Origin of the sequence: Clostridium neonatale (genome assembly GCF_001458595.1) — a bacterium.
GTDB classification, from domain to species: domain Bacteria; phylum Bacillota; class Clostridia; order Clostridiales; family Clostridiaceae; genus Clostridium; species Clostridium neonatale.
In genome coordinates this window covers 487,243-500,732 of record NZ_LN890328.1, presented here as the reverse complement: position 1 = coordinate 500,732, position 13,490 = coordinate 487,243, and the positions used below count along the sequence as shown (strand labels likewise).

Annotated in this window: 17 protein-coding genes, 1 other RNA gene and 1 riboswitch; of the genes, 4 read left to right on the top strand and 14 right to left on the bottom strand. The window is 27.4% G+C overall.

The window, feature by feature from the left end; genetic code table 11:
- Positions 1-225: 225 nt before the first annotated feature.
- Positions 226-1,242 carry a pyruvate kinase gene (locus tag BN2920_RS09395; RefSeq protein ID WP_058294757.1) on the bottom strand — a complete coding sequence of 339 codons (1,017 nt, stop codon included), beginning with the start codon at positions 1,240-1,242 and terminating at the stop codon, positions 226-228.
- Between the two features lie 142 nt (positions 1,243-1,384).
- On the opposite strand from BN2920_RS09395, the gene BN2920_RS09390 reads away from it, so the two are divergent.
- Both BN2920_RS09390 and BN2920_RS09385 read left to right on the top strand, forming a co-directional pair.
- Positions 1,385-1,867: a DUF4883 family protein gene (locus BN2920_RS09390; protein WP_230132123.1), complete on the top strand. Its 483-nt coding sequence runs from the start codon at positions 1,385-1,387 to the stop codon at positions 1,865-1,867.
- 127 nt (positions 1,868-1,994) lie between these two features.
- On the top strand, positions 1,995-2,828 hold the full coding sequence (locus tag BN2920_RS09385) for a PHP domain-containing protein (RefSeq protein WP_058294756.1): 834 nt from the start codon (positions 1,995-1,997) through the stop codon (positions 2,826-2,828).
- A gap of 53 nt (positions 2,829-2,881) precedes the next feature.
- Here BN2920_RS09385 and BN2920_RS09380 read toward each other — a convergent pair whose 3' ends face one another.
- The 3 genes from BN2920_RS09380 to BN2920_RS09370 form a co-directional block, all read right to left on the bottom strand.
- Positions 2,882-4,270: an aminopeptidase gene (locus BN2920_RS09380; protein WP_058294755.1), complete on the bottom strand. Its 1,389-nt coding sequence runs from the start codon at positions 4,268-4,270 to the stop codon at positions 2,882-2,884.
- Positions 4,271-4,414: 144 nt separating this feature from the next.
- Positions 4,415-5,326, bottom strand: coding sequence for an HPr(Ser) kinase/phosphatase (gene hprK / locus BN2920_RS09375; protein WP_058294754.1), 912 nt, complete (start codon positions 5,324-5,326; stop codon positions 4,415-4,417).
- A 15-nt stretch (positions 5,327-5,341) separates the two neighbouring features.
- The gene (locus BN2920_RS09370; RefSeq protein ID WP_058294753.1) at positions 5,342-5,527 is read right to left on the bottom strand and encodes a DUF896 domain-containing protein; all 186 of its coding nucleotides are present in this window, start codon (positions 5,525-5,527) and stop codon (positions 5,342-5,344) included.
- A 296-nt stretch (positions 5,528-5,823) separates the two neighbouring features.
- Between BN2920_RS09370 and BN2920_RS09365 the strand changes: the two genes are divergently transcribed.
- Positions 5,824-6,054, top strand: coding sequence for a hypothetical protein (locus tag BN2920_RS09365; protein WP_058294752.1), 231 nt, complete (start codon positions 5,824-5,826; stop codon positions 6,052-6,054).
- A 132-nt stretch (positions 6,055-6,186) separates the two neighbouring features.
- On the opposite strand, the gene ssrS is transcribed toward BN2920_RS09365, so the two are convergent.
- The 4 genes from ssrS to BN2920_RS09350 all read right to left on the bottom strand — a co-directional run bounded on the left by ssrS (position 6,187) and on the right by BN2920_RS09350 (position 7,903).
- A non-coding RNA gene (gene ssrS / locus BN2920_RS20995) (6S RNA) lies at positions 6,187-6,378 on the bottom strand.
- Positions 6,379-6,499: 121 nt separating this feature from the next.
- On the bottom strand, positions 6,500-6,898 hold the full coding sequence (locus BN2920_RS09360) for a hypothetical protein (RefSeq protein ID WP_058294751.1): 399 nt from the start codon (positions 6,896-6,898) through the stop codon (positions 6,500-6,502).
- A 21-nt stretch (positions 6,899-6,919) separates the two neighbouring features.
- Positions 6,920-7,165: a DUF1292 domain-containing protein gene (locus tag BN2920_RS09355; RefSeq protein ID WP_058294750.1), complete on the bottom strand. Its 246-nt coding sequence runs from the start codon at positions 7,163-7,165 to the stop codon at positions 6,920-6,922.
- Positions 7,166-7,369: 204 nt separating this feature from the next.
- Complete coding sequence (locus BN2920_RS09350; protein ID WP_058294749.1) at positions 7,370-7,903, bottom strand: ECF transporter S component; 534 nt, start codon at positions 7,901-7,903, stop codon at positions 7,370-7,372.
- A gap of 187 nt (positions 7,904-8,090) precedes the next feature.
- Here BN2920_RS09350 and BN2920_RS09345 point away from each other — a divergent pair, with 187 nt between their 5' ends.
- Entirely contained in the window at positions 8,091-8,894 is an 804-nt protein-coding gene (locus BN2920_RS09345; protein WP_058294748.1) for an MBL fold metallo-hydrolase, read from the top strand.
- Between the two features lie 43 nt (positions 8,895-8,937).
- Here BN2920_RS09345 and BN2920_RS09340 read toward each other — a convergent pair whose 3' ends face one another.
- From BN2920_RS09340 to BN2920_RS09320, 6 genes are all read right to left on the bottom strand, one after another.
- On the bottom strand, positions 8,938-9,153 hold the full coding sequence (locus BN2920_RS09340) for a hypothetical protein (RefSeq protein WP_058294747.1): 216 nt from the start codon (positions 9,151-9,153) through the stop codon (positions 8,938-8,940).
- Between the two features lie 9 nt (positions 9,154-9,162).
- The gene (locus tag BN2920_RS09335; protein ID WP_058294746.1) at positions 9,163-9,462 is read right to left on the bottom strand and encodes a flavodoxin domain-containing protein; all 300 of its coding nucleotides are present in this window, start codon (positions 9,460-9,462) and stop codon (positions 9,163-9,165) included.
- On the bottom strand, positions 9,440-9,571 hold the full coding sequence (locus tag BN2920_RS22365) for a hypothetical protein (RefSeq protein ID WP_268259120.1): 132 nt from the start codon (positions 9,569-9,571) through the stop codon (positions 9,440-9,442). Before BN2920_RS22365 ends, BN2920_RS09335 begins: the two co-directional genes overlap by 23 nt.
- 126 nt (positions 9,572-9,697) lie before the next feature.
- Positions 9,698-9,955: a hypothetical protein gene (locus BN2920_RS09330; RefSeq protein WP_058294745.1), complete on the bottom strand. Its 258-nt coding sequence runs from the start codon at positions 9,953-9,955 to the stop codon at positions 9,698-9,700.
- 120 nt (positions 9,956-10,075) lie between these two features.
- Entirely contained in the window at positions 10,076-12,481 is a 2,406-nt protein-coding gene (locus tag BN2920_RS09325; RefSeq protein WP_058294744.1) for a homocysteine S-methyltransferase family protein, read from the bottom strand.
- Positions 12,471-13,154, bottom strand: a complete 684-nt coding sequence (locus BN2920_RS09320) for a vitamin B12 dependent-methionine synthase activation domain-containing protein (protein ID WP_058294743.1) — start codon at positions 13,152-13,154, stop codon at positions 12,471-12,473. The genes BN2920_RS09325 and BN2920_RS09320 overlap by 11 nt, the downstream gene beginning before the upstream one ends.
- A 155-nt stretch (positions 13,155-13,309) precedes the next feature.
- Positions 13,310-13,418: riboswitch (SAM riboswitch) on the bottom strand.
- Positions 13,419-13,490: the final 72 nt, after the last annotated feature.

Here is a 13,490-nt window from a genome sequence, read left to right as displayed (position 1 = left end):
TTTTACCATATTCATTATATATAGTATTTATTTTAGCTCAAATTATGTTTCTAGTTTATGATTATGCTTTAACACTTATAATAACTATCTATTTTAATAAAATTCATAAACTTTTATAAATGGAAACTTCACAAAATAAAAATAATATGACTAATTTTATCGTTCTATTTTGTGAAGTTTTATCATGACTTTATATGAATGTAAATGACATAAGATTAAATAAATTTAATTTATATATTTATCAATGAGTGATTTCAAAAATTTCACTGTTTTTAACGGTGTCTTTCCTATTGATGTTTCTCCTGCTAATAAAAATCCTGTAACCCCTGCTTTAATAAAATTATATACACATTCTACTTCAGCTATTGATGCACGTTTTCCATTTTTCATGCTATTAAAAATATGTGTAGCTATAATTAGATCTTTATTGCCTTCTTTTAAAACTTCATCCATAACAATCTGCTCATAAATAGGTGTATCTTCAATTGATGTTTCTGGTATTAAATCTCCTCTTCCAATAACAATTCCATCAACTTCCTTTATTATACCTTTTATATTGTTTACTCCTTTCAAAGTTTCTATTTTCCCCCAAATAGTTGGCTTATATTCTGTAATTGAATTTTTAGATAAAAATTCCTTTATCTTTTTTATATCATTTATTTCTTCCACAAATGACTGACATATTATATCAACCTGATTTTCTATTCCCCATAAGATTGCTTTTTTATCATTTTCACTTAAATCAAATTTACTTCTGTCGAGATTCTTTATATTACAACCTTTTCCCTTTCTTATTATTCCACCTTTTATAGTTATAGTTTTTATTGCGCTATCTTTTTTTCCTATTATTCTAAAATTCATTGTATTATCTTTAATTGATATTTCTTTATATTTTTTCAAATGCAATAATTCATCTTTTATATTTAATGGTATAAGTTTCTTATTGTTAAAACTGCTTTTTATGCTTTCATATTTATCCTCTCCGCAAAAATATACTTCTTCTCTCTCATAAATCTTGTATATATAATCAAACCTATTAGATACCCTAATTTTTGTACCTGAAAGATCTAATACTATTTTAACATTTTTATCAATATCTTTTGTAAACTTTAAGAATTCTAAAAATTCGTCTTCACTTCCATGTGCAAAATTAAACCTTAAGACATTTACTCCATTATCAATAATTCCCTTTATTGAAGACTTTTCTTTTATATTAGGTCCTGCTGTTCCTATTATATACATGGTGCCCTCCAAATTATTCTTACCTTGTATTTTTATTAAACAAAATACCTAATTATCACTTATATCTGAACTTTAACAAGTTCTAAAAAAATCTCTTTTGAATAAATTAAAATAAGTATTACTTTTATGGGAGGAAATTCGTTTGAAAAAATTCTTATTTTTTGCAGTTAGCACACTTCTTTCACTAATGCTATGTAGTTGTACTATTCAAGATCCAAAATACATAAGTCTATCTAAAAAACCTAATAATCATTATTATACAAGTGAGATTAAAAAGAAGCTTCTTGAGAATGATCCTTTTACTTTATACGTTTTTGATACTAATCTTTATAAGGAGATTAAAGTATCTTCTGATGAAGATGATATAATCGAAAATTTTATAGGTTCATTAACTGAAACAAATTATTTAGATAATTATATTGTAGAAAAAGAGCCTTTTAGAATAAAAATAGTATTCGATGATACTAGTAAATATCTAATCAAGGTTTTTAGCTCTTCAAATATTTCTATATCACCATGGGATGGCACTTTTGAAGAAGACTCTATATCTATGGAAAATGTACCATTAGGTTATAACTTATTTGAATTTTGCAGCCATATACAAAATACACCTACGTCTAATTAAATAACTTCTTAATTTACAGTATTTTTTATAAAACTATTTCAAATAACTATTATTATGATATTATATTATAAATAAGAATTTCTTTTTAATTATTAAAATCACTGTAAATTTGGAGGTTAATACAAAAATGATCAAAGCTGATTTTCATGTTCATACTTCATCTTCTGATGGAGTTTTATCACCCAAAGAAGTTGTCTTCAAGGCTTACAAGAATAATGTAAAATATCTTTCAATTACTGATCATGATACTGTTTCCGGCTTAGATGAAGCCCTGGTAGAAAGTCAAAAATATGATATTTCATTTATTCCTGGAATAGAATTATCTACTCAATATAACAATGAAAGCATACATATATTAGGTTACTTTAAAGACAAAAGCTATAATAATCAAAACTTCATACAAGAGCTAGACAAAATAAAAAATCATAGAATTATAAGAGCTCAAAAAATAACTAAAAAATTAGATGATGAATTTAACATAAAAATAAGTTTTGAAAAAATATTAAAAGAATCAAAAGATACAATTGCTAGACCTCACATTGCTAAAGCTATAATAGATGCTGGATATGATTATAGTCACGATGAAATATTTGATAAATTTATAGGAAAAGATTCTAAGGCTTATGTTCCTACATTAAAGCTATCTACAGAGTATGGAATAAATCTTTTAAAGAAATATAATGCTTTAGTTTTTTTGGCACACCCAAAATTAATAAAAAATACTCCTATAGAGGAATTTATTAAAATGAATATAGATGGTATAGAATCAATTTATTATCAAAATACAACTGAAGAAACTAATTATTATTTAAATATAGCTAAAGAATATAATTTGTTAAACTCTTGTGGTTCTGATTTTCACGGCATACAAAATGATACTAGACACGGAGATATAGGTTCTATGGAGATCTCATCTGAAAATTTATCAAACTTATTAGAAAAATTACAAATTAAGTTATAATATGAAAAGAACCTAAAAGAATATTAAATCTTCTAGGTTCTTTTCATATTATTTTATGCTTCTTTTAAGAATGCTCTATATCCCTTCATTGTTTCATAAACATCTACTTTACTAACAATTTCCCATGGAGAATGCATGTTTTGAACTGCTACACCAGAATCTATAACTTCCATATTATAATTTGCTAGAATATATGCAATAGTTCCACCACCACCAGCATCTACTTTACCTAATTCAGCAGTTTGGAAGCTTACATCATGTTTTTCCATTATACTTCTAAGCTCTGCCATATATTCAGCATTAGCATCATTACATCCTGATTTTCCTCTCGCACCAGTATACTTGTTAAATACAATTCCATGACCAAAATATGCACTATTCTTCTTTTCCATTACACTTGGATAGTTTGGATCAAAGGCAGCACTTACATCAGATGAAAGCATTTTAGAATTTGTAAGACATCTTCTTAATTTTAAGTCATTATATCCTTCTACTCTATCTATTAATTCAGCAACTATGTTTTCAAAGAATTTTGAATGCATACCAGTTGCTCCATTACTTCCAACTTCTTCTTTATCAACTAAAAGAGTACAACAAGTCTTATCAACATTTTCAATATCTAACATGGCAGCAAGAGATGTGTAAGCACATACTCTATCATCATGACCATATCCCATGATCATACTTCTATCTAATCCATAATCTCTAGCCTTACCTGCTGGAACTATTTCTATTTCAGCTGATAAAAAGTCTTCTTCTTCAAAATCATACTTTTCTTTTAATATTTTTAATATATTTGCTTTTACAGCTTCTTTTTCATCTTCTTTTAATGGAATACTTCCAACAAGCACATTTAAATCTTCACCTTCAACAACTTTATCAGCCTTTTTTCCCATTTGCTCTCCTGCTAAATGCACTAAAAGATCTGATATTCCAACTACAGGATCATTTTCATCTTCTCCTATACATATATCTATTAAAGTGCCATCCTTTTTAGCAACAACCCCATGAAGTGCTAATGGAAGTGTAACCCATTGATATTTCTTTATTCCGCCATAATAATGAGTATCTAATAATGCCAACTCTCCTTCTTCATATAAAGGATTTTGTTTTAAATCTAATCTTGGAGAATCTATATGTGCTCCTAATATTTTTAATCCTTTTTCTATTGGTTCGCTTCCAATAACAAATAAGGCAATATTTTTATCTTTATTATTTGCATATACCTTATCTCCACATTTTAAAGTTTCATTATTTTTAATTATATCTTCTAAATTTCTATATCCAACACTTTCTGCAAGCCTTATTGACTCCTTAACACATTCTCTTTCTGTTTTACATGTAGAAATAAAAGATTTATATTTATCACTAAAGCTAAATATTTCTTTCACTTTCTCATCATCATACTTAACCCATGCATTCTTTTTTGATTTGTTATTCATAACTTATGTCAACTCCTTATAATATTAGTTTAATATATATGTTCTAATTAAGATCTTCATTAAAATCTGCCCTAAATCAAAAGGATACATGTTCATATGAAGTAACTTTATTGGAACTTATATACTTATATATTTATTATACTACTATAAATCACTAATAGTATTCATTCTATTTTCAATAACATCTACTGGTGTAATTTGAGACATTAGTGAATATCTATAGTTAACTGCTGCTGCTTCAATGATAACTGCAATATTTCTACCTGGTATTACTGGAACAATAAGTTTTTTAACCTTTACTCCTAATATATCCATATAATTTTCATCTATACCCAATCTGTCATAATCATTATCATCTCTCCAATGTTCAAAATGCATAACTAATTTTATTTCCTTCTTTTGAACAACTGAGCTTAATCCATATAATTGAGTCACATCTATTATCCCTATTCCCCTTACTTCTAACATACCCACTGTAATCTTAGGTGATGTGCCAATTAAATCACCATCAATCTCTTTTATATCAACAGCATCATCTGTAACAAGTCTATGCCCTCTTTTTATTAGTTCTAATGCCGTTTCACTCTTTCCAATTCCACTTTCTCCAGTAATTAATATCCCAATTCCTGAAACATCTACAAGGACTCCATGTAAACGTGTCTCTGGAGCAAGCTTATCAGAAAGGTAAATTGTAGTCTTACTAATGAAATTAGTAGTTACAAGCTTACTTCTAAGTACCCATATTTTATGCTTCTTTGCTTCACTAATAAATTCAGGATGCGGTTCTAATCCCCTTGTTATTATTAAACAGCTTATATCAAAGCTAAAATATTTTTTTACTCTTTTCTTTCTTACCTCAATTTGCATATCATCTAGAAAGCTCCACTCAGCTTTACCTATAACTTGAATTCTTTCTGGTGCAAAATAGTTATAAAACCCTGCTAATTGTAATCCTGGTCTGTTTATATCGTTTACCGATATTTCAATATCTTCTTTCCCCTCTGCCAAGACTTCTAACTCAAGGTCATCAATTAGTTTTTTTACTGAAACTGCCAAAATATCATCACCCTTTTACTTTTTTAATTCTATGTTTTCTAATTGTGCTCTGAAATTTCTTTTAACATTATTTATATATCTTTGTCTTAATTGTCCTTGTATTTCTTTTTCTTCTTGTGTTAATTCCCTTTCTTGACTAATTCTATACAGTGAATTAATCTTTTCAACAACCTCTTCAATCTTCATATTATTTATATCCATATGATTTCATCCTTTCAGTTTATCTATCATTAATTTTAGCATTTTAATTATTACTTTTGAAATAATTTTTTTCGACAAATTAGATTTTTTATTGTAATATATAGTCGGACGCTTTAATTGTAATTAAATGGAAATATTGTAATTTGTTAGCGTGAAATAGGCTTTTATATATGTTTTTTGATATTATTTAGTATGTTCTTAGTTTTTAATGTCAATATTTGTATAACGAATTCTTTTTACAAATATTTCTCTTTTTATTATAATTAACCTATAAAGTTCGCAAGGGGGGGGTAATTATGAAAGCAATATATAATTTATTAATTGGATACAGAATTTTTATTAGGAAAAACCTATTAAATTTTTTACTTTTATTTTTTTCTCCTAGAAAGAAGTTCATGATTTATCTTTCTCAAAATTTAGACAAGTATATAGTTCTACGTCAAAAGATGATATCTGATAAATACTTTCAAGAGGATAAAAAAACATCATGTAAAAAAACATCATGTAAAAAAACCTTAATTGCCTAGCTATTCTAAGCTTCTTCTAAAATTAAAAAATTCTTATTTAAAAAAATAATATATTTGCTTAAAATTACATTTATAATAATATAATTTTCTAAAATAAAAACACCTCATTAACTGAGGTGTTAATTACATTCTATGATTCCCAACATGCCGTTTACTTATATATTCAATACCTGCGCCTCGCAGGTGGGTTAAGCTCAACTTCTTCCTGTCATCTTCTGTCACATTAAGTGAATAAATGAAGTCCGACATTTCAAAGCATTTTGCAAATCCCGATAATGTCATGTAGGTTGAATATGATAAGTTTTACGCACATCTCAGGAATTCTATGAGTTAATTATATCATACTAGTATATTATTTCAAGTGTATATTAATGTCATATTATAAACAACTATAACTAAATATGAATTTAATAATAAATTGTATTAAATTCGTATTATTTAATTATTAATCACGGTATTCATTTAATATATCTTCTAACTCTGAGTCTTCTAAAACCTCTGAAATTATAGCAATAAATTCAAAGTATTCTCCATTTCCTTTTTGTATTCCTACATTTTTACATTTGCATCCCACTTCATATTCATCAATCATATCTTCACATATTCCTTCAACATTATCAATAGCGATATCCTTCAAGTAAGGAATATAGTATTCACTATACCATTCATCACTTTCTGCTTCAAAGTCGCTTTCATCATTAGCATAACTTCTCGCAGCAGCTAACTCATCATTATCAAAATCATAATAAAACTTTATTATTACTGCACCCTTAACCTTTTTTATTTCTTCAACTTCGCCTAATCCATTTTCCTCTAAATAAGTTATTATTTCAGTAATATCCATTAAAATTCCACCTCTTTGTATCTAATATAATAACTTTTTATATTCCTTTTTAACAGCTTCAAATTCTTTATTATCTTCAACAAAATTCAATTCTTCTTTGCCATCTTCATTAATATCTATTCTAAATGCAAACATATCATCATTACCTTCTTCAAGTGGAGATAATAATAAATATCCTTGTTCATCTAAATATATTTTAGCTATAGCTTCAAAATCGACTTTATTTCCTTCTTCATCTCTAAAAGACATTATTTCTTTTTCTTCCATCAATTTCACCTCATATTTTTACTGTTTCTAAACTTATTATATGATATATATTTATTTTGTCTATATATTTGTTAAATAATTTACTTTTTAACTTAAATCTATATTTAATGTTATCTATCTTTATAAAAAAGAATACCTTATAAAATAGACTTATTCTTTATTATCTACTTTATAAGGCTTATTCGTTCTCAAAAATTCCATATTTTATGCTGTCTTAGACACATTAAATTGTCCAAAAACATTATATATATCTTTTTTCTTAGATTTTGCAACTGCTTTAACTATTCCATAAGCAATTATACTATCAACACAATGATGTAAAAATCCACCTACAGCTGTAACAATTAATAACTGATATAAGTTAAAACCAACAAAAGGAATTACAACTACAGCTTCTAAAATTCCATGTATCGGTGCAGTTATCGCCGCTGCTTTAACATAGCTTTTATTTTGCATTATTATTTTTGCTCCAATATATCCCACAACAATATGTGTTGCTGCCCTAGCTACTACTGGCATTGGCATCCCTGATATAAGAAAACCTAGGGTTGAACCAATTCCAACTACAATGGCTGCAAATGGTGAAATAAACATAGAAAGCATCATTGGTACATGCGCAGTTAATGTTGCTGAAAATGGTGGAATATAAATTTTCAAAAATCCAAATTGAATAGGAATAATAATTGCAAGTGCAGTGAGTAACCCTGCATAAGTCATTTCTTTAATTCTATTATTCATTTTTTATCCTCCTTAACGCTAGTGTATATACACTAGTATAATATATTATTATTCACTAGTAAATATAAGTAAACGATTCTATAAAAAATAAATTTATATTAGCTTGTTTTACTATTATTTATATTGTTATAATATAAATAATTTTAAATTATTTATATTATAAACACATTTATACAAGGAGGACGTTATGGAAGCATTAACAATACTTGGTACTGGCTCTGCAATGGTAACAAAATGTTATAATACATGCTTTACAATTTCTAATGATGATGAACATTTTCTTATAGATGCAGGCGGTGGAAATACAATACTAACTAATTTAGAAAAATCAAACATAAAAATAAATCAAATACATAATATGTTTATTTCACATAATCATAATGATCATATATTAGGTAGTGTTTGGATTATTAGAGCTGTAGCTCAACATATTTTAAATAATAACTATACAGGAAACTTAAATATTTATTGTCATAAAAAATCTATTGAGGCAATTCAATCTATATGTTCTTTTGTTCTTCAAAAAAAGTTTTTAAAACTTTTTAATGACAAAATTATTTTTAACGAAATAGAAGATAGTTATGAAACATATATTCTTGGAAGAAAGACAACATTCTTCGATATACATAGCACCAAAGAACTTCAACATGGCTTTACAACAATCTTAGAAAATGGTAAAACTTTAACCTTTCTAGGCGATGAGCCCTATAGAGAAGAATTGAGAGGATATTCAGAAAATGTAGATTATTTATTTCATGAAGCTTTCTGTCTTTATTCTCAAAAAGATGTATTTAAACCATATGAAAAACATCATGCAACTGCAAAAGATGCTTGTAAGAATGCGTCTGATTTACATGTGAAAAATGTTATCTTATATCATACTGAAGATAAAAATTTAGATATGAGAAAAGAGCTTTATATTAAAGAAGGACAAGAAGAATTTTCTGGTAAGATCTATGTTCCAGATGATTTAGATGTAATAGAACTATAAATATTTAAGGTACAGGAAAAGTAGCTTCCTGTACCTTAAATATTTATTTTACCTTCATTTCATTTATTGAATCACAAAATTCTTTAATATTATTATCATTTATCATATTGCTATTATTCTTTCCATCAATCTTATTGCTTGAATTATCTTTCATATTAATTGATTTAGTTATTTTCTTTATTATAAATTTTTCAAAAAAATTCATTTTATCAAAATTAAACATTCCACCAACATCTTTTATAATAACAGCTTTAGACATCACTTCTGCTTAAAAAGCACTTGTTACATACTTTGTCAAATCGCTTCCATTCATGCAGCTTATGAAAATTCCAAATACTTTAGATTTTAATATCTCTTCATTTTTTGAACAAAAATCTTTTATTCTTTTATCAATATTACCTGCATATACTGATGTTCCAATAACTATTTTATCATATTCCCCTAAATTAATATTATTATTTTCTTTAATATTTACTATTTCACTTTCACCTTTTATATTATCCGAAATTTTCTTAGCACATACTTCTGTTGCACCATATTTTGAGCTATATATTACTGCTATCTTCATACTTATACCCCTTTTCTATTAATTTATTTATATAATCTAAATTTGAATCAAGTTTTAAAAAACATCTATAAACAACTTCTATTTCTTCTTTTGTAATTCCATTGTACATATGTTTAAAAAAAATTTCTTGCTGTTGACTTTTTTCATCTAAAATTTTTTTTGCTTTTTCAGTTGTTTTTAATCGTATAATTCTGTTATCCTCAGCATCCTTTAATATTTCTATAAAATCTTTTTGTTATAATTTTAAAACCAACTGTTTTATATTTTGTCTAGAAGTACCTATTAACTCTGCTGTTTCCGTAAGTGTTGGATATGATTCTTTAAATTGAATTATCATTATTAGGAGCAACCATTGCTTAAAAGTAATTGTTTCATCCCATCTATCTCCAACAGTTTGTAGTTTATTAGCAAGTAAAAATAAACTAGCAAAAATGAACTTTCTATTTTCTACGGTTATAACACTCTCTTTTAAATTTTTATTTTTCTCTATCATAACTTTCCTTTCATATAGGTAATATATTGCCTATAACAGTATTTGTCAATATAGCCAAATATATTTATATATAAAATAAGCGAAACTCTAACATTAAAGTCAAAGATTTCGCTTATTTTATTATCCTAATATCTTTTTCGCAATTTCAACTGATTCTTTAGCATCCTTTGCATAAAAATCCGCCCCTATTTGCTCTGCGTAATCCGGAGTAAGAACTGCTCCTCCAACAAATACCTTTCCATCATATCCATCGTCTTTTAATGCTTTGATAGTTTCTTCCATGCTCCTTAATGTGGTTGTCATAAGAGCACTTAATCCAACTAGTTTTACATTATGCTTTCTTGCTTCTTCTACAACAGTTTCAATAGGAACATCTTTACCTAAGTCAATCATTTCATATCCATAATTTTCTAAAATAACTTTTACAATATTTTTTCCTATATCATGAATATCACCTTTAACTGTTGCAACTATTATTTTACCTTTCGATATATTTTCTGTGTTGCTCTTTGCTATTTCAGCTTTCAACACAGTAAATGAATTCTTAACTGTTTCAGCTGCTTGAATCAATTGTGGTAGGAATAGCTCACCTTTTTCATATTTTTCACCTACTTCATCTAATGCTGGGATCAGATATTCATTAACAACTTCAAGTGGTTTAAGCGTATTTAAAAGTTCAACAGTCGCGTTTTTAGCTTCTTCTTTTAGCCCTTTTATCACTATCCCTTTCAAATTACGTATTTCATTCTTATCACTTATTTTATTGTTATCTTTTGAATCATTCAATGATGTAGTTGTACTTATTTTTACATTAGCATACTTATCTATATACTTCTCTGAACCTTTATCATAATTATATAAAACATTGTATGTATCAACTATTCTCATCATTCCAGTTTCATTAGGATTCATTATAGGCAAATCCAGTCCATTTCCTAAAGCCAACGCTAAGAATGTTTCATTTATAAATTGTCTATTAGGGAGTCCAAAAGATATATTTGAAACTCCTAGAAGTGTTTTAACGCCTAATCTTTCTTTAACCATTCTTACAGCTTTTAAGGTTTCTTGAACCTCTTCCTGTTGTGCTGACACCGTTAAAACTAAGCAGTCGATAAATACATCTTCTTTTCTTATTCCATACTCTATAGCCTTATTAACTATTTTTTCTGCGATCTTAAATCTATCTTCTGCTTTTGGCGGTATTCCTTTTTCATCAAGAGTTAAACCTACAACATTAGCACCATATTTTTTTACAAGTGGTAATATTCTTTCTAAGACCTTATCTTCCCCATTAACTGAATTTAATATTGGCTTACCATTATAATATCTAAGTCCAGTTTCAATTGCATTTACGTCTGATGAATCTATTTGAAGAGGAATATCTAATATTCCTTGTATTTCCTTCACAACCTTATGCATCATATTAGGCTCATCAATCTCTGGTAATCCAACATTAACATCTAGAATATGTGCACCACCTTCAACCTGTGCAACAGCTGTATTTAAAATATAATCTAAATCATCATTAATGAGTGCTTGTTTAAATAACTTCTTTCCTGTCGGATTTATTCTTTCCCCAACAATTCTAATTCTATCTATACGAACTACTTTTGATGGTGTACAAACTGCCGAATAATAGTTTATTTCTTTATTTTTTAATTCTATATTTCTAGTTCTAATACATAATTCTCTTATATACTCTGGAGTAGTTCCACAACATCCTCCAATGATTCTTACTCCTTTATCAACAAAACCACATAAAGTTTCAGCAAACTCTTCCTTGGTTACATCATATTTAGTTTCATTGCCTATTGATAATGTAGGAAGTCCTGCATTTGGCTGAACCATTACTGGAATATTAGATAAGCTACATATTTCTTCAATAACAGGTTTAAGCTGCTTAGGTCCAAGTGAACAGTTTACACCAAGCGCATCTACCCCTAATCCTTCAAGTACCAATACCATTGATTCGGGGGAACATCCTGTAAATGTTCTTCCATTTTCCTCAAAAGTCATAGTTGCAAATATAGGTAAATCACTATTTTCCTTTGCAGCAAGTATAGCTGCTTTAAGCTCATAAAGGTCTGTCATAGTTTCTAAAAGTATTATATCTACTCCACATTTTACCCCCTCAACTATTTGCCTTTTGAATATTTCATAGGCTCTATCAAAGCTTAATGTTCCCATAGGCTCCAATAATTCTCCTATTGGTCCTATATCTAAAGCTATATAGGCAGCACTATTCCCTTTAGCTTTTTTTGCAATATTAACTGCTGCACTTACTGCTTCTTCTACTTCCATATTACAAAGTTTAAGTTTTAGTTCATTTGCACCAAATGTATTAGTAGTTATTACATTTGCACCATTTTCTATATATTCTCTATGTATATCTTCTATTATAGATGGTGATGTTATATTTAAAAGTTCAGGATTCTCACCTAACTTTAATCCCTTTTTTTGAAGCATTGTTCCCATAGCCCCATCAAATATTAAAATATTATTTTTTATAAATTCTTTAAGCCCCACAACTTTCGCCCTCTCTTCTAAAACTACAGTTTTCATAATTACTACATTCTTTGCAGCTCTTTTTTTTCTTACTAACTCCTTTTTCAATAATGCCAATTATCGCTGTTACAGATTTTCTTGGAAACAATAGGTTGTTTTCTGATGCTATAAGTCCTATTCTTTTTTGAGCATCCAATGTTCTTAAAAAACTATTTTGCACATCTAATGGTAAATCACCATATCCAGGACTATATCTAAAAGTTATATCCATATTATCATTTTCTGCTTTTTTTCTTACTTCCTCTTCAACTATGTCGCACACTTCTTCAACTGCTGTTGTAGCACAAGAATCTAGTATTAAAGCTTTAGTTAAATTAGTTTTCTCATATAATCTAGTCTTTCTTTCAATATCATTTCCAATTGTTACTGCCATAAGTACACATTTGTTTGAATTAAAAAGATGATTTTTTATATCTTTTCCTGTTAATTGTAGATTAGTACCTAATATTTCTACACCTTCGTCTATAATTTTAATATCTTTGTATTCATATATTACTCTTGGAGTTATTATTTCTTTAACTTCCTTTATGCATTCATCGATAGTATTCATTATCTTTTCATCTATAATTTGGTCTTTATACCCGAGATATCTTAATACTTCTTCTTTATTTATACTAATATTAAATTCATTCATATTATTCCCCATAAACATTTAAATTTTATTTTATAATAATTAATAAAAACTTTCTACGCTTTTACTACTCATTTCAAATTCCTCCTAATACTATTCCATAATTATATAAAAAAAAGTCTAAAGGCATTCCTCTAGACTTAACTTTCTATTAAAATACCTTATCTATCAGTTTAATACTGCAGGATTTAGCACCACATATAGTATATGAACCATATTGGTTGCTGGGTTTCATTGGGCCAGTCCCTCCACCTCTCTTGATAAGTTAATATTCATTTTTTAATAATTATATACTATCTGCTTAAATTTGTAAAGTTAGTATTTAAACATTTTACCAGT